Annotated in this window: 16 protein-coding genes, 2 riboswitches and 1 other annotated feature; of the genes, 10 read left to right on the top strand and 6 right to left on the bottom strand. The window is 30.6% G+C overall.

Annotation, left to right across the window (positions count from 1 at the left end; all coding sequences use genetic code 11):
• The first annotated feature begins 26 nt into the window (after positions 1 to 26).
• Positions 27 to 1,202 carry an iron-containing alcohol dehydrogenase gene (locus B5S50_RS01765; RefSeq protein WP_065078073.1) on the top strand — a complete coding sequence of 392 codons (1,176 nt, stop codon included), beginning with the start codon at positions 27 to 29 and terminating at the stop codon, positions 1,200 to 1,202.
• An 84-nt stretch (positions 1,203 to 1,286) separates the two neighbouring features.
• Here the strand turns inward: B5S50_RS01765 and B5S50_RS01760 are convergent, their stop codons facing one another.
• Positions 1,287 to 1,961, bottom strand: a complete 675-nt coding sequence (locus B5S50_RS01760) for a 5-methyltetrahydrofolate--homocysteine methyltransferase (protein WP_217302916.1) — start codon at positions 1,959 to 1,961, stop codon at positions 1,287 to 1,289.
• A gap of 889 nt (positions 1,962 to 2,850) precedes the next feature.
• Here B5S50_RS01760 and B5S50_RS01755 point away from each other — a divergent pair.
• From B5S50_RS01755 to ilvB, 3 genes are all read left to right on the top strand, one after another.
• Positions 2,851 to 4,263, top strand: a complete 1,413-nt coding sequence (locus B5S50_RS01755; protein ID WP_065076593.1) for an amino acid permease — start codon at positions 2,851 to 2,853, stop codon at positions 4,261 to 4,263.
• A gap of 468 nt (positions 4,264 to 4,731) precedes the next feature.
• The gene (locus B5S50_RS01750; protein WP_065076594.1) at positions 4,732 to 6,150 is read left to right on the top strand and encodes an amino acid permease; all 1,419 of its coding nucleotides are present in this window, start codon (positions 4,732 to 4,734) and stop codon (positions 6,148 to 6,150) included.
• A 181-nt stretch (positions 6,151 to 6,331) separates the two neighbouring features.
• Positions 6,332 to 6,531, top strand: a binding site (T-box leader).
• Between the two features lie 205 nt (positions 6,532 to 6,736).
• On the top strand, positions 6,737 to 8,413 hold the full coding sequence (gene ilvB / locus B5S50_RS01745) for a biosynthetic-type acetolactate synthase large subunit (RefSeq protein ID WP_065076595.1): 1,677 nt from the start codon (positions 6,737 to 6,739) through the stop codon (positions 8,411 to 8,413).
• Between the two features lie 51 nt (positions 8,414 to 8,464).
• On the opposite strand, the gene B5S50_RS01740 is transcribed toward ilvB, so the two are convergent.
• Complete coding sequence (locus tag B5S50_RS01740; protein WP_065076596.1) at positions 8,465 to 9,256, bottom strand: ECF transporter S component; 792 nt, start codon at positions 9,254 to 9,256, stop codon at positions 8,465 to 8,467.
• Between the two features lie 131 nt (positions 9,257 to 9,387).
• A riboswitch (THF riboswitch) is annotated at positions 9,388 to 9,504 on the bottom strand.
• Positions 9,505 to 9,584: 80 nt separating this feature from the next.
• Positions 9,585 to 9,971: a hypothetical protein gene (locus B5S50_RS01735; protein WP_217302915.1), complete on the bottom strand. Its 387-nt coding sequence runs from the start codon at positions 9,969 to 9,971 to the stop codon at positions 9,585 to 9,587.
• A gap of 352 nt (positions 9,972 to 10,323) precedes the next feature.
• Here B5S50_RS01735 and nifS point away from each other — a divergent pair, with 352 nt between their 5' ends.
• Together nifS and mnmA are read left to right on the top strand one after the other, a co-directional pair.
• Entirely contained in the window at positions 10,324 to 11,493 is a 1,170-nt protein-coding gene (gene nifS / locus B5S50_RS01730) for a cysteine desulfurase NifS (RefSeq protein WP_217302914.1), read from the top strand.
• Between the two features lie 32 nt (positions 11,494 to 11,525).
• Complete coding sequence (mnmA, locus tag B5S50_RS01725) at positions 11,526 to 12,602, top strand: tRNA 2-thiouridine(34) synthase MnmA (RefSeq protein ID WP_065076671.1); 1,077 nt, start codon at positions 11,526 to 11,528, stop codon at positions 12,600 to 12,602.
• A 172-nt stretch (positions 12,603 to 12,774) separates the two neighbouring features.
• Here mnmA and B5S50_RS01720 read toward each other — a convergent pair whose 3' ends face one another.
• The gene (locus B5S50_RS01720) at positions 12,775 to 14,190 is read right to left on the bottom strand and encodes a PLP-dependent aminotransferase family protein (RefSeq protein WP_065076599.1); all 1,416 of its coding nucleotides are present in this window, start codon (positions 14,188 to 14,190) and stop codon (positions 12,775 to 12,777) included.
• A gap of 106 nt (positions 14,191 to 14,296) precedes the next feature.
• On the opposite strand from B5S50_RS01720, the gene B5S50_RS01715 reads away from it, so the two are divergent.
• On the top strand, positions 14,297 to 16,012 hold the full coding sequence (locus tag B5S50_RS01715) for a methyl-accepting chemotaxis protein (RefSeq protein ID WP_217302913.1): 1,716 nt from the start codon (positions 14,297 to 14,299) through the stop codon (positions 16,010 to 16,012).
• Between the two features lie 46 nt (positions 16,013 to 16,058).
• On the opposite strand, the gene crcB (B5S50_RS01710) is transcribed toward B5S50_RS01715, so the two are convergent.
• On the bottom strand, positions 16,059 to 16,421 hold the full coding sequence (gene crcB, locus B5S50_RS01710; RefSeq protein ID WP_063602394.1) for a fluoride efflux transporter CrcB: 363 nt from the start codon (positions 16,419 to 16,421) through the stop codon (positions 16,059 to 16,061).
• Between the two features lie 27 nt (positions 16,422 to 16,448).
• Positions 16,449 to 16,904, bottom strand: a complete 456-nt coding sequence (gene crcB, locus B5S50_RS01705) for a fluoride efflux transporter CrcB (RefSeq protein WP_065076601.1) — start codon at positions 16,902 to 16,904, stop codon at positions 16,449 to 16,451.
• Between the two features lie 48 nt (positions 16,905 to 16,952).
• Positions 16,953 to 17,012: riboswitch (Fluoride riboswitch) on the bottom strand.
• Positions 17,013 to 17,177: 165 nt separating this feature from the next.
• Here crcB (B5S50_RS01705) and B5S50_RS01700 point away from each other — a divergent pair.
• From B5S50_RS01700 to B5S50_RS01690, 3 genes are all read left to right on the top strand, one after another.
• On the top strand, positions 17,178 to 17,993 hold the full coding sequence (locus B5S50_RS01700; RefSeq protein ID WP_065076602.1) for a DUF166 domain-containing protein: 816 nt from the start codon (positions 17,178 to 17,180) through the stop codon (positions 17,991 to 17,993).
• A 219-nt stretch (positions 17,994 to 18,212) separates the two neighbouring features.
• The gene (locus B5S50_RS01695; RefSeq protein WP_217302912.1) at positions 18,213 to 20,630 is read left to right on the top strand and encodes a VIT and VWA domain-containing protein; all 2,418 of its coding nucleotides are present in this window, start codon (positions 18,213 to 18,215) and stop codon (positions 20,628 to 20,630) included.
• Positions 20,631 to 20,932: 302 nt separating this feature from the next.
• Positions 20,933 to 21,391: a MarR family transcriptional regulator gene (locus tag B5S50_RS01690; RefSeq protein WP_065076604.1), complete on the top strand. Its 459-nt coding sequence runs from the start codon at positions 20,933 to 20,935 to the stop codon at positions 21,389 to 21,391.
• The last annotated feature ends 34 nt before the right edge of the window (positions 21,392 to 21,425 follow it).

Here is a 21,425-nt window from a genome sequence, read left to right as displayed (position 1 = left end):
AAAATTAGTAAGTGAGGGATGTTATTATGGAAAACTTTATTTTTAAAAATGCTACAGAAATTATTTTTGGTAAGGATACCGAAGATCTTGTAGGAAGTAAAGTAAAGGAGTATTCAAAGTCAGATAAAATACTCTTTTGCTATGGGGGAGGAAGTATAAAGAGATCGGGCCTCTATGATAGAGTTATAAAGTCCTTAAAAGAAAATGGAATTGAATTTATAGAACTTCCAGGAATTAAACCTAATCCAAGATTAGGACCTGTTAAAGAAGGTATAAGACTATGTAGAGAAAATAATATAAAATTTGTACTATCTGTAGGAGGAGGAAGTTCAGCAGATACAGCTAAAGCTATTGCTGTAGGAGTACCTTATAAAGGAGATGTATGGGATTTTTATACGGGCAAAGCTGAAGTAAAAGAGGCTCTTCCTGTAGGAGTTGTAATAACATTACCTGCTACAGGTACAGAATCTAGTAATAGTTCTGTTATTATGAATGAAGATGGTTGGTTTAAAAAAGGATTAAATACGGTACTTATAAGACCTGCTTTTTCAATTATGAATCCTGAACTTACTTTTACACTACCAGAATATCAAACTGCTTGTGGTGCTTGTGACATTATGGCACATATAATGGAAAGATATTTTACAAATGTGAAACATGTAGATTTAACTGATAGGCTTTGCGAAGCTGCACTTAGAAATGTTATAAATAATGCCCCAATAGTTTTAAAAGATCCTAAAAATTATGATGCTAGGGCAGAAATTATGTGGACTGGTACTATAGCTCATAATGATGTGCTTAGTACAGGTAGAATAGGTGATTGGGCTTCTCACAAAATTGAACATGAATTAAGTGGGGAAACAGATATTGCCCATGGAGCAGGACTTGCAATTGTATTTCCTGCATGGATGAAATATGTATATAAACATGATATCAATAGATTTGTACAATTTGCAGTAAGGGTATGGGATGTAGATTTATCTTATAGTTCCTGTGAAGATATTGTACTTGAAGGCATAAGGAGAATGACAGCATTTTTCAAGAGCATGGGGTTACCTATAACTTTAAAAGAAGGAAGTATAGGAGAAGATAAAATTGAAGAAATGGCTAATAAGTGCACGGATAATGGAACCAAAACTGTAGGACAATTTGTAAAACTAAATAAAGATGATATTGTAAAAATATTAAATTTAGCTAGATAATATTGAGTTAAATTGCATTAAAAATGGTCTAGTATATTTTATTAGAATAAAATATACTAGACCATTTTTAATATACATGTTGTATTAAGCACAATTAATAGCTTTTTCTACAGCATAATTATTTTCCTTTTCTATATGACGCATATTGCAAAATACATTACTACATCTTGAGCAGCAGTGATCATCTCCATTTACAGATATGCTTTCATCTGCTCCATAAATGTAAGTTAGGGATTTATGAGGATATACACAATTATTTACCATCTTAACATTGTGAAACTTGGCATCTCTAAGTTTGCTTAAAATGTTATTTTGATATTCTAATTCTATTTCTCCATCCCCAGGAGCTACTTTATGAGTAATACCTAAATTTATCTTAGAAGCTTTGTTGCATATAATGTGATGCAGTTGAGAACTCATGTTAAATAGGTAATTACTAGACATGGAATCTAGTACCAAAGCTTCATAAAAGTTGCCACTTTCAAACATTTCATTTATTTTATTAGTACATTTTTCCCCTAAAGTTATTAGACAATATATTGTAAACTTGCAGTTAGATAACATATTTAAATTAATACTTTCATCTTTTTCTTCCATCTTAAAAATTCCCAGTGGATTTGAATGATCTTTTAGTATAGGTAATAAATTTTTGTACATCTTATCCAGTTCATTATATTGAGGCATTTTACCATAAGATTGCACCATCTTTATAACCCTGTCCTTATTTAATTGAAACTTAAAATTAGAAATTATATTCATTTGCCTCACCTCACATTAATATCTAAATTTCATAACTATATTATATTAAAATATAAGGTTAATTGCAAGTAAAAACATGAATTTATTCATATTTTTTTAATCAAAAATATTGCATATCCAATTTATGATAGATAATAGTATGTAAAATAACACTTTTAATTGATTTTAATGAACATTAAAAGTCCAATTATAGTTCCAATAAGGAATATGATTGACTTGGACTTGCATATTTAAAAAATGGTTTCTAGTTTAAAACTATATTTTAGATTTTCTATACTCAATTTTTGTACATATAAAATTTTGCCAAGCAAAGCTTTTGAGTTGAGAGTTGAAAATTGAAAGTTGAGAGTGAAGGTTGATTTTTAGCTATCGCAAAAAATCTTTAAACTTATATGAGCCAGCAATGTTTCACTTTAGTGAAACGAGTCTTCAAAAATTTAATTAAAGATTTTTTATAGTATAACGGAAAAAATCCACATTAACTCTCCACTTTCCATACTCAATTCTCAACTAATCAAATTGTGAAAGTTAAGTCCTATAATTTTAACGGAGGAAAATCATCTATAACTATTAATTTTTAGCACACTTTATGAATTAATAGTTAAGAGATTTTCATGTATAAGTTGAATTAAAATGAGGAATTATATAATAGATGCCAGAGAAATTATTGAATAAAGTAAAAAATTACAATTCAAAAAATATAAGCACATTTTCTAATAAGCATAAAATAACAAGGATTATTTTATAATGTTATAAAAAATACCTATTATTTTTTATAATAATTTTATTCAATAATATTGAATTATACAAAAAATGATGATATGATTAATAAAATATTCATTTTAAGAATAATTTATTATTTATTTTATTTATAAGGGGGAGATACTGTATGAAAAATATTTTTAGAACCAAACCCATTGAAAGTCTTTTAGCAGAGACTAAAGGAAAGGATGGTTTATCCAAAGTATTAGGCTCTTTTGAACTTACTATGCTAGGCATAGGCGCAATTATAGGTACGGGTATATTTGTATTAACAGGAATAGCAGCAGCAAATTATTCTGGGCCAGCACTTGTAATCTCATTTATTATAGCAGGACTTGCTTGTGGATTTGCAGCACTTTGCTATGCAGAGATAGCAGCTATGGTTCCGGTAGCAGGAAGTGCATACACTTATGGTTATGCGGCACTTGGAGAATTTTGGGCGTGGATTATAGGATGGGACTTAATTCTTGAATATGCTTTTGCAATTGGTACAGTTGCAATTGGATGGAGCGGCTATTTTACTAGTATTGTAGCTGATTTGGGCCTAAAACTTCCGACAGCTATTACAAAAGCACCTTTTGAAGGCGGACTAATAAACTTACCTGCAGTAGCTATACTTGTAGTAATAACAGGTATATTGGTAGCAGGCGTAAAACAAAGCGCAACTACAAATAATATAATAGTTGCTATAAAGTTAGCAGTAGTACTTTTATTCATAGTATTAGGTGTTAGCCATGTTAATACAGCAAATTGGCATCCATTTATGCCTTATGGATGGAAAGGAGTTTTCTCAGGAGCATCAGTAATATTCTTTGCTTATATAGGATTTGATGCAGTTTCCACTGCAGCAGAAGAAGTAAGAAATCCGCAGAAGGATTTACCTAGAGGAATTATAGCATCTTTGATAATTTGTACTGTATTATATATTGTAGTATCAGCTATATTAACAGGAATGGTTCCGTATCTGAAATTTAAAGAAACAGCAGCTCCAGTAGCTTTTGCACTTCAGCAGGTAGGAATAAATTGGGGATCAGCTTTAGTTTCAGTTGGTGCAATTTGTGGATTGACTTCAGTTCTAATTGTTATGATGTTTGGTCAAACTCGTATATTGTTTGCAATGTCAAGGGATGGACTTTTGCCTAGAGTATTTGGACACGTTGATCAAAGGTTCCATACACCTGTAAAAAGTACTTTACTTGTTGGTATTATAACTATGATTGTAGCTGGATTTACACCAATAGGTGTTGTTTCTGAATTGACTAACGTAGGTACACTAGCAGCATTTATAATAGTATCTGCATCAGTTATAGTTTTAAGAAAAAAGGAACCGGATAGACCTAGAACATTCAAAGTCCCTTTTTCACCGGTTACACCTATTCTTTCTATGGCAGCTTGTGCTTTCTTAATACTCAATCTGCAAAAGATAACTTTGGTAAGATTTGCAGTGTGGCTTGTTATAGGACTTGTATTATACTTTGCATATGGGTATAAACACAGCACTGTAAATGGAGATAATTCAGTCGATGAAAGTGCTATATAAAGAAATGTATAAAATTTAATACTAGGTGGAGTTTAGCTCCACCTAAAAAACTAGGTATGGTAAATTTACTATACCTAGTTTTTGCTGTTGTTATACAAACAATATACAACTAATAAAGAATATAGAAAATTCACAAACTGTATAGAAGAGTATAAAATAAATTTATTTTTTAAATATTCAGATAAATATAATTCATAAATAAATTGTATAATCCATGCATTTTGCATAATTGAATAAACAAAAAGTATACATTTCAATGTATAGATGCATATTAAATAATTATAAATATACACCCGCTAAAATTATTAAACATTAAAAAAATATATGCAAAAATCATAAAATCATATTGAATTGTATAAAAAATGGTGGTATTATTAATAATAAATTCATTTTTAGAAATGATACTGGCATAGCATTATAATAATGACAGCATTGTTTTTTAGTTAAATTTAGGGGGGCAATTGACGTATGAAAAATATTTTTAGAACAAAACCCATCGAAAGTCTTTTGGCAGAAACTAAGGGAAAGAATTCCTTAGAGAAATCATTGGGAGCTTTCGAACTTACTATGTTAGGTATAGGGGCAATAGTAGGTACAGGGATATTTGTACTGACAGGAATAGCAGCAGCAAAATATTCTGGACCAGCACTTGTAATTTCATTTATTATAGCAGGGCTTGCTTGTGGATTTGCAGCACTTTGTTATGCAGAGATAGCAGCTATGGTTCCGGTAGCAGGAAGTGCATACACTTATGGTTATGCGGCACTTGGAGAATTTTGGGCATGGATTATAGGATGGGATTTAATTCTTGAGTATGCTTTTTCGGTTGGTACAGTCGCAATTGGATGGAGTGGATATTTTGTTAGTATTTTAGGGGATTTGGGTATAAAACTTCCAAATATTATTACAAAAGCACCTTTTGAAGGCGGACTAGTAAATTTACCTGCAGTAGCTATACTTGTAGTAATAACAGGTATATTGGTAGCAGGTGTAAAACAAAGTGCAACTACAAATAATATAATAGTTGCTATAAAGTTAGCAGTAGTACTTTTATTTATAGTATTAGGCGTTAGACATGTTCATCCTGCAAACTGGCATCCATTTATGCCTTATGGATGGAAGGGAGTTTTCTCAGGAGCATCAGTAATATTCTTTGCTTATATAGGGTTTGATGCAGTTTCCACTGCAGCAGAAGAAGTAAAAGATCCAAAGAAGGATTTACCTAGAGGAATTATAGCATCTTTGATAATTTGTACTGTATTATATATTGCAGTATCAGCTATATTAACAGGAATGGTTCCATATCTGAAATTTAAAGATACAGCAGCTCCAGTAGCTTTTGCACTTCAGCAGGTAGGAATAAATTGGGGATCAGCTTTAGTTTCAGTTGGTGCAATTTGTGGACTAACTTCAGTTTTAATTGTTATGTTATTTGGTCAAACTCGTGTATTGTTTGCAATGTCAAGGGATGGACTTTTACCTAGAGTATTTGGACAGGTTAATCAAAGGTTCCATACACCTGTAAAAAGTACTTTACTTGTTGGTATTATAACTATGATAATAGCTGGATTTACACCAATAAGTGTTGTTTCTGAATTGACTAATATAGGTACACTAGCAGCATTTATAATAGTATCTGCATCAGTTATAGTTTTAAGAAAAAGAGAGCCAGACAGACCTAGATCATTTAAAGTTCCGTTTTCACCAGTTACACCTATTTTTGCTATGATAGCTTGTGCTTTCTTAATAATCAATCTGCAAAAGGTAACTTTGGTAAGATTTGCAGTATGGCTTGTTATTGGACTTGTAATATACTTTGCATATGGAAATAATCACAGTGTTATGAACGATGAAGATTTGGCAAGTACACAAGATGCAGCAAAATAATTTCTGCTTATTAGGTCATGTTTATATAGCATGGCCTAATTTCTTAGCAGCTTAGGGATTCATATATATTTTTGAATTTATTTTCTAAAAATTTAAAAAAGTTATTGACATTTAAAAAATAAGATAGTATTATTAAAACATATAGTAAATGTGAAAGTGTAATTAAATTGAAAATTAGATAGTAAAAATTAGGATAGGGAAGAGTAATTAGTGAAAGATTTCAAAGAGAATGAGGTTAGGTGAAAGCTCATAAATTATTAGCTAGTGAAAATCACCCTGGAGTTGTTTAACTGAAATATAAGTAAGTTATACCGGTAGAGCCGTTAATTGAATTAAGTAAAAAATTGGGTGGTACCGCGGACCAAACTTCTCGCCCCAGAGGGCAGAAGTTTGGTCTTTTTATATTATATAAATATAATATAAAAAGTGTGATTTTAACTTAAACAAGTAAATAAGTGTAAAAAAAGAATAAATAAGTATGTGAAAAAAATAACAAACAATTTATTTTTTAGTCTAAATAAGTATAAATTATTATATTATTTGATAAAATAATTGATTAATATATAAATAAAAGGGGGACTTAGATATGAAAATAAAGGGAGCTGAAGTACTATTAAAATGTATGATGGAGCAAGGTGTAGATACTGTATTCGGATATCCAGGAGGAGCTGTTTTACCTATTTATGATGCACTATATGCTGCTAAGGGGAAAATAACTCACATATCAACTTCACATGAACAAGGGGCTGCTCATGCTGCAGATGGATATGCAAGATCTACAGGAAAGGTAGGAGTTGTAATTGCAACATCAGGGCCGGGAGCTACTAATACGGTTACAGCAATTGCTACAGCTTATATGGATTCCGTACCTATTGTAGTATTTACAGGACAGGTTGCGAGAAGTCTTCTTGGAAAGGATTCTTTTCAAGAAGTAAATATTAAAGATATTACTGCATCCATAACTAAGAAAAGTTGCATTGTAGAAAAGGTAGAGGATTTAGCTGATACTGTAAGAGAGGCATTTCAAATTGCAGCTAGCGGAAGGCCAGGACCTGTAGTAGTAGATATACCTAAAGACATACAATCAGCTGAAGTTGAATATGAGCCTTCCAGAAGCAAACTTTATGAAATTAAAGAGAAGAAATATTTTAGTTTAGATGAGTATGGAGACAATTTTAATAAAGCAATAGATATGATAAATAGGAGTGAGAGACCTGTAATTTATTCAGGTGGAGGAACTGTCACATCAGGGGCTCAAAATGAATTGATGGAACTTGTAGAAAAGATAGATTCACCAATTACGTGTTCACTTATGGGAATAGGAGCTTTCCCTGGAGACAATGAATATTATATGGGTATGGTTGGAATGCATGGAAGCCGCTGTTCAAATTATGCAGTAAGTAATTGTGATTTATTAATAGCTATAGGAGCTAGGTTTAGCGATAGGGTTATAAGCAAGGTAAGTGCTTTTGCTCCAAAAGCAAGAATAATACACATAGACATTGATCCTAAAGAATTTGGTAAAAATGTGGATATAGATGTGGCAATAAAAGGAGATGTGAAAGAGGTACTTCAAAAACTTAATTGCAAGTTAAAAAAGACTGATCACAGAGATTGGATGGATAAAATAAAACAGTGGAAAAGTGAACAGCGTGAACCTTTTAAAGAATGTAAATTAAGTCCTAAGTTTATAATGGATACCTTGTATAATCTTACAGGAGGGGACTGTATAGTTACTACAGAAGTTGGCCAAAATCAAATTTGGACTGCACAATATTTTAAATTTTTGAAGCCAAGAACATTTGTATCTTCAGGGGGACTTGGAACTATGGGTTTCGGACTTGGAGCTTCTATAGGAGCATCTATGGGTAATCCAGGAAAAAAGGTAATAAATGTAGCAGGGGATGGAAGTTTTAAAATGAATTCTACAGAGCTTGCTACTGTTGCCAAATATAAACTTCCTATTGTACAATTGCTTTTAAATAATCGTGCATTAGGCATGGTATATCAATGGCAGGATATGTTCTATGGTAAGAGGTTTTCAAATACAGAACTTGGACCAGATGTTGATTTCATGAAACTTGGAGAAGCGTATGGTATAAAGACTTTTAAGATAGAAGACAATAGCCAGGTAGAGAAATGTTTAAAGGAAGCTCTTGACTTAAACGAACCTGTAATTATAGAATGTGATATAGATAGGAAAGAAAAGGTATTTCCTATTGTACCTCCAGGAGCAGCTATAGAGGATCTAGTAGAAGAGTAAACAGAGAAATAGAAAATGGGGTCATTTGCTTGACCCCATTTCTTTTATATTTTAAGCTTTTTTTACTACTCTACCTTGAAATAAACTATAACAGTACATAATCATACAGGTTATATAGGAATTTACTATAGTCATAAGAAGAGCTTCAATTATTCTAGGTACCCATAAGAACATAAAGCCTTTGGCCATGAGAGCAGGAGTAAATATGAGCAATATATAAGTATTTATAGTGCATATTAAAACTCCAGATATACCAATTGCAATTATTAATTTAAAATAATTGTTATTTACAAAATCATAGGATTTTACCATGCTTTTCTTAATAAATACATTTATTATGAATATAATAACGCCTATGGCACCTATTAACATAAGCCCGGTACTAAGGTATTGGGACTTTTTACCTAAAGATGATAGTAGTTGTCCTAAAGTAGTATGATATGCAAACTTCATTATGATAAAATTAAAAAAACCTACTACCAAGAGCAATCCAAAGAAAGCAATATAACAATTTCTTACTTTATATTCTTTAGTATTTTTAATATATCTCCATATAAGTGCAGGCAAAATACCAGCTGCTATATTAGTTATAGTAAACAAAGGGATGTATCCACCCATAGGTCTTATTATATAGCCAAGAATATCGATTAATCCACCTGAAATTCCTCCATATAATGGACCAAATAAGATACCGGGCATTATATAGCATATGGCATCAAAACTTATTCTCATAGTGAGTATGCCACCTGCAGCTATTGCTATAGAAAACGATCTCAAAACAACTGCAACTGCAACAAAAACAGCGGTAGTAACAAGAAATTTTGTATTCATTCTACTTTTCATACTTTTTACCCCCAGTGTTATAATATTAAATTAATTTACACAGAGCAAAAAATCTACATAGAAACACCTCTTTTCTCTTTAATGTAGTCACATTAAAGAGAAAAGAGGTAAGTACAAAATCTCTTTAATGTAACAGCGGAAGCAATATCATATCGTAAGCTTTAAATTATAAAGTAAAATTATTTAAGCTTTTCGTTTAGAGACAACCTCCCATTCTCTAACACTTTACGCATAATATTTACTCTGCTACCTTTGTCTTAATTATACAAAATAATTCCATTATTGTCTACATATTTTGTATAATTTCTAACTTTTCAAAATATTACTTTTATTCAATTAAATCCAATACATCTCTATAGACTAAGACATTGGATATACCAGCATAATATCTTATTATTCCATCGATTACTGTTATAGGTGGTTCAAATCCTTTTTTTATGGTATCCTCTACTTTTATAGATTCTTTATTTACAGGATTACTTGTGCCTAATTCTACAAAATGGATATCTACATTTTCTTTCATATGATTTATAGTTAGAAAATTTACTAGATTGTAATATAAGTCTAAAGTTTTTACCTGTATTGTTTTGCTGTCATTAGTAGATTTACAACCTGCACATTTTCCAGAACAAGAACTGTGTTTGTTATTGCAGCGATCACCAGTTATTATTGCATCCTTATTTCCATATATATTAATTTTAATTTTTGAACCCATAGTTTAAATTCCCTCCTATATATATACTTGATAAACAGAGTTCTTGGCATCAGGTGGAGTTTTGACTCCATCTGATGCTTATTAACAGGCTTCTTAGTGCTTTAGCACTTAGAAGGCGTTATCCTTTAGGAAAAATCGTTATCCAGGGACGTAGCTGCTCGCAACGTAAACTTGGAGAAGTGGGAGTATTAGAGCAGGTAGTCATCGGATAAAAATTATAATATCATAATTTAAGATTTTTATACAGTTAACTATGGTTGACAAAAGCAATATTTAAAAATATGATATAGTATATTATAGTATATCACTATGATTTCTACAGAAAAAGTACACTTTGATAGGAGAGGTAATAATGAAAAGAGAAATCTATATGGATTATGCAGCTACAACTTTTGTAAAACCAGAAGTAGCAGCAGAAATGCGTCCATATTTTACCGAGTATTTTGGCAATCCATCCTCTATTTATCACATATCTAGAAAAAATAAAATGGCTATAACTGAAGCTAGAGGAAAGATAGCAGATGCCATAAATGCAAATAGAGATGAAATATTTTTTACAAATGGAGGTTCTGAATCTGACAACTGGGCTATAAAGGGAATTGTATCTGCAAATGCAGGTAAAGGCAATCATATAATAACTACAGGTATAGAACATCATGCAGTTATAAATACCTGTAAGTATTTAGAGAAGCATGGCTTTAAAGTAACTTTTCTTCCTGTAAATGAATATGGAATAGTTAATTTAGGTGAAATTGAAAAAAGTATAACAGATAATACTATACTTATATCTGCTATGTTTGCAAATAATGAAATAGGTACAATAGAACCTATAAAAGAAATAGGAAGTCTTTGTAGAAAAAAGGGAATATTGTTTCACACGGATGCAGTTCAAGCAGTGGGAAATGTACCAATTGATGTTAAAGCTATGAATATAGATTTATTGTCTATGGCGTCCCATAAATTTTATGGACCTAAAGGTATGGGAGCTCTTTATATAAGAAAAGGAGTTAAGATAGATAGTTTAATTCACGGTGGAGCACAGGAAAGGGGAAGAAGAGCAGGAACGGAAAATATTGCAGGAATAGTTGGAATGGGAAAAGCTATTGAAATTGCTGTAAAAAATATGGATAGTGAAAGTAATAGGCTGAGTTATTTAAGAGATAAGTTAATTGAAGGACTTTTAAAAATACCTGGCTCTAAACTAAACGGTGATAAAAACAATAGATTGCCAGGCAACGTAAACATAACCTTTGATTCTATAGAGGGTGAGATTTTGGCCATGGCTTTAGATGGAGCTGGAATATGCGTGTCTACCGGAAGCGCCTGCTCAGCAGGGGCAATAGAACCATCTCATGTACTTACAGCTATAGGATTATCAAGAGATGCAGCAAAGGGTTCATTGAGACTTACTATAGGAGCAAATACTACAGAAGATGAAGTGAACTTTGTTGTAAATGAAATAGGTAATACGGTTTTAAAATTAAGAGAAAATAATAAAAAATGGCAGCAAATAAAAGATTGATTAAAAATACTTTGATTAGAATAGGTGATAAAATGAAGAAGAAAGTAGTAGTAGGTATGAGCGGTGGAGTTGATAGTTCTGTTGCAGCATACCTTTTAAAAGAGCAAGGGTATGAAGTTATAGGAGTTACAATGCAGGTATGGCAGGATGATAAATATTATGAAGGAATGGAAGGTGGGTGCTGTTCTTTAAGTGCTGTAGATGATGCAAGACTTGTAGCGTATAACCTAGGCATTCCATATTATGTTATGAATTTTAGAAATGAGTTCAAAAAGTGTGTAATAGATTATTTTATAGATGAATATATAAAGGGAAGAACTCCAAATCCCTGTGTAGCTTGTAATAAATACATAAAATTTGATGAACTTTTAAAAAGAGCTATGGATTTAGGGGCAGATTATGTGGCTACAGGACATTATGCTACAGTGGAAAAAGTAAATGATAGATATGTACTTAAAAAGTCAAAGGACAGTAAAAAAGATCAGACCTATGCATTATATAATTTAACCCAGTTTCAACTAGAACATACTTTGATGCCCTGTGGAATTTATAAAAAGGAACAAATAAGAGAAATAGCCAAGAAGATAGGTCTAGCAGTTCACAATAAAAAGGACAGTGAGGAAATATGCTTTATTCCAGATAATGACCATGGTTCCTATATAAAAAGAGTTGCTCCCAATAAGGTAAAACAAGGAAACTTTGTAGATAAACATGGTAAAGTCCTTGGAAAGCATAGAGGAATTACTTACTATACAATAGGACAGAGAAAAGGACTTGGAATAGCATTTGGAATTCCAATGTATGTCATAGATATAAATCCACTAAAAAATGAAGTTGTTCTTGGTGGAGAAAAAGATATTTTTAAAAACAAATTAATTGCAAAGGATCTAAATTTTATGCCTTTTGAAAAATTGGATAAACCTATGAGGATACAGGCAAAGATAAGATATTCAGCTAGGCCTGCTGATGCACTTATAAGTGCTATAGACGAAGACAGGGTTAAGGTTGAGTTTGATGAAAACCAAAGAGCTATTACAAAAGGACAGTCTGTAGTATTTTATGATGGAGATATCCTTGTTGGTGGAGGAGTTATAGACAGTTTACATTAGAGTTCGCAAGTTAAAAATTACTTTATCCTCTGGGCATTTATTACAATTTTGAAATGTTAAATACTTAAATGTGCCTCATTGTTGTAAAAATATTTCTGCGAGTAAAGTAATTTTTAAACTATAAAACCCATATCGATAAATTAAGAAATGGCAGCTAGAAGTAAATTAGATATTAAATAAGCCAAGCTTTTTTTAATATCTGAATGCCTTCTTCAATTTGTATTTCGGTCAAACCACCAAAACCGAGTAAAATCATAGGAAATTCATTTGATACACATTGGTCATAATGAATTGAAGTTGGATAGACTTTTACTTTCATTTTATGAGCAGATTGAATTAATTCATGTTCTGTCATTCCATTTTTAACTTTTAATAAAATATGGAGTCCTGATTCTGATCCAATAATTTCGACTTTTCCTTTCATATACTTGTCAATTGCAGAAAGAAGTATTTCATGTTTCTTACGATATAATGTTCTCATCTTATTTATGTGCCTTGATAAATATCCTTCTTTCATAAATATATAGAGTGTATTTTGATGAAGCCTAGAGACTGTTTGTTTGTATATTTTAAAATGTTCTTGATATTTTCGAATTAATTTGGGGGGTAAAACTAAATAACTGATTCTAATTGAAGGAATTAGAGATTTTGAAAATGTACCCATATAAATAACATTTTCACTTCTGTCTAGTCCCTGTAAAGAAGGAACTGGTTTCCCTTTATATCTAAATTCACTATCATAATCATCTTCAATTATATAACCGTTTTTTTCTTCACACCATTTCAATAATTCTAATCTTCGAGAAATTGGCATAATCATTCCATAGGGAAATTGATGAGAAGGTGTAACATAAACCACTCTAGCAGAACTTTTCTTTAAATCGTTTATGCAAATACCATCTTTATCTATTGAGATAGGATGAATATCTATGCCCTGGTCTTTAAAAACGGTTCTTACCCTATTGTATCCAGGGTTTTCAATTGCATATGGATAATCTTTGCCTAGCAGCATACATAGCAATATAATTAAATATTGAGTACCTGCTCCAATAATAATTTGTTCTGGAGTGCATCTAACACTTCTTGATTGAAAAAGATATTTAGATATCTCTCTACGAAGAGACCTTTCCCCTTGAGGTTCACCTACTAATAAGAGGTTGCTTTGCTCCGAATATAAACATTTGTTTGTCAATTTTCTCCATGTGGAATATGGAAAATTGTTTAAATCAACATTTCCTGAACGAAAGTCAATTAGGCATTTAAAGTTATCGTTGTTATCCTTAAACTTTGTATTTTTATCATGTTTATCAATAAGTGGCAGATTGCATAGTAAGTTATCTTCTATTTTTGTTACAAATACACCTACACGAGGTTTGCTTTCTGTATATCCTTCTGCACATAGTTGCTCATAAGCAGTTTTAATAGTGTTTTGGCTAATTCCTAGATAAGTTGCTAATTTTCTTTTTGATGGTAATTTTGTTTCTGGTTTAATTGTTCCAATTTGTATTTCATTTTTGATATATTCATATAATTGCACATAAAGTGGAGTGTTTTTTGAATAATCCCAAATGGGCATGATTTCAATCATTTATTTACGTCCTCCAATAACTGATACCATAAAATATATTAAAACTGGTACTTTATATTATACCAGATTAAAAATATAATTAATAGAAAAAAGGGAGGGAGTTATAATGAATTTTTTGAAAAACGTAAAGGTTAAAACAAAATTAACCCTATTCTTTGCCATTATTGTTGTACTAATTAGCTTAACTGGTATCGTTAATATAACATCTTCAAAAACTATAGATAAAAATTCCCAGCAAATGTACAGCAATAACTTACAAAGTGTTTATATTTTGACTGATATGAAATATGTATTGACAGAAATAGAAGGGGATATTACAGATTTGGTTTATGTAAGAAATTCCCTACAGGAACCTGATTTGGAAAAGAGTATTAAAAATAATGCTAATGCCTATGAAAAATATATAGGATCTTATGAAAGATTATCTATGAGTGATGAAGAAAAGCAGCAGTGGCTAACATTAAAAAATCAGCTTCAGGAATATAGTATTTTAAGGGAAGATATAACAAAATCTATTGATTCAGGAAAATTTGATGAGGCAATTAATCAATTAAAGCAAATAACTGATTTAAAAAATTCAGTGACGGATAATCTTGATAAACTTATAGCTGCAAATATTAAAGATGCAGAGACAACAAATTTGAACAACCATTCTATATATATAAGGGAAAATAATGTTATGGTGTTACTGCTTTTTTTAGGAGTAGTAATTTCAATTATAGTTGGAGTGATTATGATAAATAGCATAAATACTCCATTAATGAATATGCTGAAAACTGCAGAAAACATGACTAAATTTGATTTCTCAAACGATTATGAAACTAGCAGAAAAGATGAATTTGGTAGAACACTGAGTGCATTGATTACAGCTAAGAATAAAATTAAAGAATTTATTAGAATAATATTGACTAATTCAGAAAACTTGAATACATCCAGTAAAAAACTTTCTGTAATGGCAGAGAAACTTGCATTTGAAACCGAAGCAATAAATGATTCATTGGAAGATATAACTTCTGGAATTCAAGAAAGAAGTGCTATATCTGCAGAAATAACCGCATCCGTTGAGGAAGTAAATTCAAGTATTAACGAACTGTCTGAAAAAGCTGCAGAAGGGAGTGATAATGCAAGTAAATCTAAAGAAAAAGCTCTTCAAGTTGAAAAAAAGGGGACAAAGAGCATAGAAGAAGCAAGAAGTTTATATAAAGAAAAGAGAAAGAATATGCTGAAATCAATTGAAGAAGGTAAAATTGTAGGCAACATAAAAATTATGGCAGATACTATAGCGAGTATATCTGAGCAGACAAATCTGCTTGCATTAAATGCAGCTATTGAAGCAGCTAGAGCAGGCGAACATGGAAAAGGCTTTGCTATAGTTGCAGAAGAAGTAAGAGCACTTGCAGAGCAATCTTCAGAAGCAGTAACAAATATACAAGATACTATTATAAAAGTTCAAAATGCATTTAAAAATCTTTCTGAGAATGGCAGTGATGTATTAAAATTTATAAATGAAAGCGTTGATCCACAATTTGAGGAGTTTGGAAAGATGGGAAAACAATACTACAATGACTCTGATTTTGTAAGTAGAATGTCAGAAGAGTTAGCGTCTATGTCAGAGGAACTTACAGCCACAACTGGACAGGTAGGTGAAGCTGTACAAAGTATGTCAGAAACAATACAAAAATCATCAGAAAGTGCAAAACTAGTGGAAACAAAGATAAGTAAAACTACGAAGTCAATAACACAGCAGGTGGTTTTGACTGCAAAATGGCAATCAGAACTTACTCAAAATCTTAATGAAATAGTTAAGAAATTTAAGTTGTAACCTTTCAATAGTAGCTTTTTTTATCTCAATAACTCAGGATTTTTAATTAAAATCCTGCATAGTATGTTATTCTAGTTCCCAGGGCATAGAATGCTAGTCCAATTAGTGTTGTCATAATTACATATGTATATCCATGTAATTTATACTTTAATTGAAAAAGTTTAAAATCCTCGTACATAAAGGAAGAAAAGGTGGTATAGGCTCCCAAGAATCCGTCACACAAAAGAATATAGAAGTTTCTAGAAATGTGAGAACTGCTAAGTATTCCAAGCAGCAAGGCTCCTGTTATATTTATGATAAAAGTTCCCAGGGGAAATAGGGACTTAAATTTTTTATTTACCAAGTTTCCAAGACAAAATCTAGCTAAGCTTCCAATTATACCGCCAATTCCAACTATTAAAAAGTTCATTTTTACGTCCTCCTGTTATATTATATTTCAAATGGAATTTCCTTTATTTTTACAATCATTATTCTCTAATTCATTTAAATCAACAGAGTAGTTGAGGTTCAATTTTGAAACTAACTTTATGGAAGTAAATTCTCCAAGATAAGCAAAGGCAAGTCCCAAAATTAAAGAAATACAAATATAACATACAGCTAATATAAGGTGGTTTGAATTTATAAGTGATACAGTTTCTTTACATAAGGTAGAAAAGGTAGTATAAGCCCCTGCAAATCCCGTACATATTCCTAACTTTATATTTGAAGATACAACTGAAGTATAAACAGCAGCAGTGGTTACGAAAGCTAGAATAAAGGCTCCTGTTATATTTATAAATAAAGTATTTATAGGAATTAAGCTTAAATAGGTACTTACTTTTACATTTTCCAATGCAAATCTTAAAATTGCACCTAAAAAACCACCTATTCCTATGTAAATATATTTTTTCAATTTAATACCTCCTGTGAATTTGACTACAAAAAATGCTCCTACTTTTTGATTAAAGTAGGGGCTATCAGCTATAAGCAATTAAAGGTGAGCTCCATCACCTATAAAATAGATTTCTACAATATAATATATTTTTATTATACTACCTACAATATATATTTTGCAAATAAAAAATATATAAAAGCGTAACAACGGTTACAGATAATTTATATAGAGTAATGTATCATATTAATTGGGTAAGTTATATTTGTATCTTTTATATAGGGGGGAAAAAGGTTGAAAATACTTATAGTTTGTTCAAAAAAGAGTGGAAAGTTGCCTGAAAATGAATTTTACACAAAAACTGACAGCAGATTTGCAGGTACAAAATTTATACCACATATAAAAAATTACAAGGAAGCTTGTACTGTATGTGGTAAGAAATGTGTTTGGTGTAGAGGAAAATATGAGTTGAATTTTAAAAAGAGTGTAAGTGAAGTAATTGAACTTCCAGATATATATGAATTATTTGAAGATAATCCATTAAAGTATTTGCCACAAAAATTTAAGAAGCATGATACAGCTGTAATTATAGGAGTACATGAAGATATAATAATTGAATTGCCAAAGATTATAGCCGAAAGTGGTGGAAAGGCTATAATAGTTCCCTGTGAAAGTAGAAGCTGGGTATCAAAATGGACAAGGGAAAAACTTATTGAGGAATGTGAAAAATATAATCTACAGTATGCTTTTCCTAAACCTTTTTGCACATTGAAATATGGAAAATTTCCTCTCATAAATGAATTTATTGATTTCTTTAAAATAGGAAAGCCCCAATTTAGACTTTATGTAAATGATGAAGATGTAATAGAAAAAGCAGAAGTTATAATATCCGCACCTTGTGGAAATGGGTACAATATTGCAAGACATCTTCTGGGAAAAAAGTTAGGAGAGGAAGCAAAAAAATCTGTGGCAAAATTTTGGCACAGTTATCCATGTCTTGGAGATATGCATGTAGATCCAGAACTTGGCGATACTCCTCTTCATATAAGTGGATATACCCACTATGCAGCTCTTGAAAATGCACAAATAATTAGAAATAGCAAAGTTTAAGTAATTACCTCTGATTTTAGAATTAAAACTAAGGTCAGAGGTAATTTTATTTAAAATAATTTACCATATATATGATATAATAATACAAAATAGATATTTTTAGTATGAATATATTATTAAGATGTGGTAAATATATAGTTAGTAATTATTTTTAATGGAAAATAATATTTAATATGTATTTTTGTAGATAAAGTGAAATTGAAAAGGAGGTCAGGATATATGTTATCTTATGCTAATAGAGATACTAAAATTGATGAGGGAATTTTATTAAAAAAAGTTAATATTAATGGAAATTTATGTGCAGGGTATGGTGAGATATTTATAAATCAGATTTATCAAAATTGCAGCAATGAAAATATAGAAGGAGTTTACATTTTCCCGCTTCCAGCTGCAGCTATAATATCTGGTTTTGAAGCAGAAATAGGTGGAAGAACTTTAAAGGCAGTAGTTGAAGAAAAAGATAAGGCACTTCAGATTTATGAAAATGCAAAGCTTAGAGGAGACAGCACTTTTTCCTTAGAAGAATTCAGTCCCCACTTATTTAAAATAAGCATAGGAAAAATAATTTCCGGAGAAACTGTTAAAATAAAACTTTCCTACATAGAGGAACTAGATTATAAAGATAGTACATTTAAACTTACAATACCTGCAATTTCACAACCTAAGATAATAAGAAACAGATCTAAAATTGAAGAACTAAAGGATAACCTGGTAAATAAATTAGGTATAAGAAAAACTAAGGAAGAGAACTTTGAATTTAAGGTAAACATAATAGTGGAATCCTTGAGTAAAGTTGATTTTAGGTGTCCCTACCATAATATAAAGGTGGAGAGGGAAGGTGATACAGTAGCTAAAATAAGCTTAGAAGAAAACTACTATTTAACAGATAAAGATTTTATATTGTTTATGAGGGAAAGAGAAACCTTAGAAGCAGATGGAATGATATATGAGTATAAGGAAAATGATGAGGAAAAAGGGATAGTTTATATGAGAATGATTCCTAAACTTGACCCCTATGAAGAAGATATTACAGAACATTATGTATTTTTAATTGATATTTCAGATACGATGAAAGGTGAAAAGTTAGAACAAGCTAAAAATGCACTTCAACTTTGTATAAGAAATCTATCAAAAGGAGATACCTTTGACATGATAGCCTTGGGGAATAAACTAATTAGCTTTTCTCAAAATGGACTGATAGAGTTTAATGCAGATTCACTAAGAGAAGCATCTAAGTGGATAGATAGTTTAAAAACGGAAAAAGATGCGGATATATTTGGAGGGATAAAATACAGCCTTGAAAATGAAGGATCTGAAAATACTATACTCCTTTTTACAGATGATTCGGTAGAGGATGAGGAAAAAATACTTTCCTATGTGAATGAAAATATTGGGGATAATAGAATATTTACTTTTGGAATAGATTCTTGTGCAAATAATTATTTTTTGAATAAGTTAGCCCATGAAAGTTATGGAAAAGCAGAATTTATAGATATAGGTCAAAGAATTGAAGATGTGATTTTAAGGCAGTTTAATAGAATACAAAGTCCTCAGGTAGATGGTATAGATATAGATTGGGGAAGGTTACAAGTTAACTCTACTTATCCAAGGACTATTGAATATATGTATGATAGAGAGCCTTTTTCTATATTTGCAAGTGTTACTGGGGAAGTAGAGGGACGAATAACTTTAAAAGGGTATGTGGATGGAAAAGAATATTTGAGAAGGATAGATATTGACAATTTTAGTACAGAGGAAAATGCCAGCTTACTTAGAAAGGTTTGGGCTAGAAAAAAGATGAAATCTTTAGAAATGAATATGAAAGCACAGAGGGGACAAGAGAAAGAAGAAATGAAAAGAAAGTTAATAGAACTTTCTAAAAAAAGTGGCTTCATAAGTCCTGAAACTACTTTTATATTGATGGAATTAAGAGAAGAACCAGTACTTGGCATTCAGCTTAAAAATATAATTCCAATAAAAGTAAATGAAAGCACTTTAGGTGAAAAAATAGATGAAAACTTAGAAAGTGGGTTCTTATATAGAAGTTTTACAAATGATAAAGAAGAGAAAGAATATGACAGTGACAATTTATATTTGGATAAAAAGTATACTAGAGAAAAGCTTATACGAATAATAGCTAAAAATCAATTTGCAGATGGAGCTTTTGTAGATTATGAAGATAGCAATTTAGAGGATAAAATAGAGACTACTTCCATGGTAATGCTGGCATTTATAATAGGAAGGGAAAACATAGACATATATACAAATCAATTAAATAAAGCTGCAACTTTTATATGTGACAGTTATGATCAGGTTGATTTTAATGTGAGAGATGATATTCTAGAGATGTCTATCCTGGCACTGAATAATATAAAGAAGAAGAAAATACTAAAGGACAAATATGTTTTAAAGGTTGATCATATAATAGAGAAATTGTGTGAAAATTTATATCCTAAAGAGGATACAAAGCACATATTAAAGAATTTAATGGATAATTCCTTTAAAAGAAATGTAGCATCTCTTTTTAAATCAAGCGAAGATGGAAAATATATAGAAGAAGAAATAACGATAGTTGAGGAGAGAAATTCCATATTTAATATGGCAAAACTGGCAGTACTTAAGGCACTAAAGAATTAGAAAGAATCATTAGGTGGTATCATATTGATATAATATATTTTGCATACATTTAAACCTAAGTTGTAGGAGAGAATATTAAGGCAAAATTCATATAGATAGTAATATTAGAAAAAATACTCCAGAAAGTATACCTGGAGTATTTTTCTTAATATTATATTAAATTTGTTAATAAATTATTGATATTTATAAAATATAAATATATAATTTACATTATGTATTCATATATGTATGAAATATTTAAGGTTTAAAGTGTTTAAACTTTAAACTTTAAATATTATGTAGGGTAGTAAAGGAGAATTTTAATGAACTGTGAAAAAGATAAATTATCGCTTATTGAAGATATAAAAAAAGGATTATATGATTTTGTTATCATAAGTAGATCTATAATGAATGAGATAAATTATGAAGAAAAACTTTCTATTTCGCAGCTGTTCCTTTTATATTTACTTGAAGAAAGTGAATCCTACAAAGTTAGTGAACTTGCTGAAAAACTTGGAATAACTCCTTCAGCTGTTACAAATTTAAGCAATAAATTAGTTGAAAGCCAATTTATAAATAGATTTAGACCAGAAGACAACAGGCGGGTAGTTATGATATCTTTGACAGATAAAGGAAAACAATTCCTAAAAAAAATGAGCGAAGTAAAATCTAGATTTTTGGCAGAATCACTTTCGGAGCTGAATAATGATGATTTAAAAAATATGAGTTTAAGCTTTTTAAAATTGAATTATGCTCTCCAAAAGTATAAAAATAGAAAATAATAGATTGCTATATTGTTATCTGATGGCTACCTAC

The sequence above is a fragment of the Clostridium sp. 001 genome, from assembly GCF_019056555.1.
Classification (GTDB): Bacteria; Bacillota; Clostridia; order Clostridiales; family Clostridiaceae; genus Clostridium_B; species Clostridium_B ragsdalei.
Note: the sequence above shows the minus strand (reverse complement) of the source record. Positions and strands in the feature narration are given on the sequence as shown.

Excerpts from the sequence above, each read along its gene's own strand:
- B5S50_RS01765 (WP_065078073.1), top strand. The coding sequence starts at position 27 with ATGGAAAACTTTATTTTTAAAAATGCTACAGAAATTATTTTTGGTAAG.
- B5S50_RS01760 (WP_217302916.1), bottom strand. The coding sequence starts at position 1,961 with ATGAATATAATTTCTAATTTTAAGTTTCAATTAAATAAGGACAGGGTT.
- B5S50_RS01755 (WP_065076593.1), top strand. The coding sequence starts at position 2,851 with ATGAAAAATATTTTTAGAACCAAACCCATTGAAAGTCTTTTAGCAGAG.
- B5S50_RS01750 (WP_065076594.1), top strand. The coding sequence starts at position 4,732 with ATGAAAAATATTTTTAGAACAAAACCCATCGAAAGTCTTTTGGCAGAA.
- ilvB (WP_065076595.1), top strand. The coding sequence starts at position 6,737 with ATGAAAATAAAGGGAGCTGAAGTACTATTAAAATGTATGATGGAGCAA.
- B5S50_RS01740 (WP_065076596.1), bottom strand. The coding sequence starts at position 9,256 with ATGAAAAGTAGAATGAATACAAAATTTCTTGTTACTACCGCTGTTTTT.
- B5S50_RS01735 (WP_217302915.1), bottom strand. The coding sequence starts at position 9,971 with ATGGGTTCAAAAATTAAAATTAATATATATGGAAATAAGGATGCAATA.
- nifS (WP_217302914.1), top strand. The coding sequence starts at position 10,324 with ATGAAAAGAGAAATCTATATGGATTATGCAGCTACAACTTTTGTAAAA.
- mnmA (WP_065076671.1), top strand. The coding sequence starts at position 11,526 with ATGAAGAAGAAAGTAGTAGTAGGTATGAGCGGTGGAGTTGATAGTTCT.
- B5S50_RS01720 (WP_065076599.1), bottom strand. The coding sequence starts at position 14,190 with ATGATTGAAATCATGCCCATTTGGGATTATTCAAAAAACACTCCACTT.
- B5S50_RS01715 (WP_217302913.1), top strand. The coding sequence starts at position 14,297 with ATGAATTTTTTGAAAAACGTAAAGGTTAAAACAAAATTAACCCTATTC.
- crcB (WP_063602394.1), bottom strand. The coding sequence starts at position 16,421 with ATGAACTTTTTAATAGTTGGAATTGGCGGTATAATTGGAAGCTTAGCT.
- B5S50_RS01695 (WP_217302912.1), top strand. The coding sequence starts at position 18,213 with ATGTTATCTTATGCTAATAGAGATACTAAAATTGATGAGGGAATTTTA.
- B5S50_RS01690 (WP_065076604.1), top strand. The coding sequence starts at position 20,933 with ATGAACTGTGAAAAAGATAAATTATCGCTTATTGAAGATATAAAAAAA.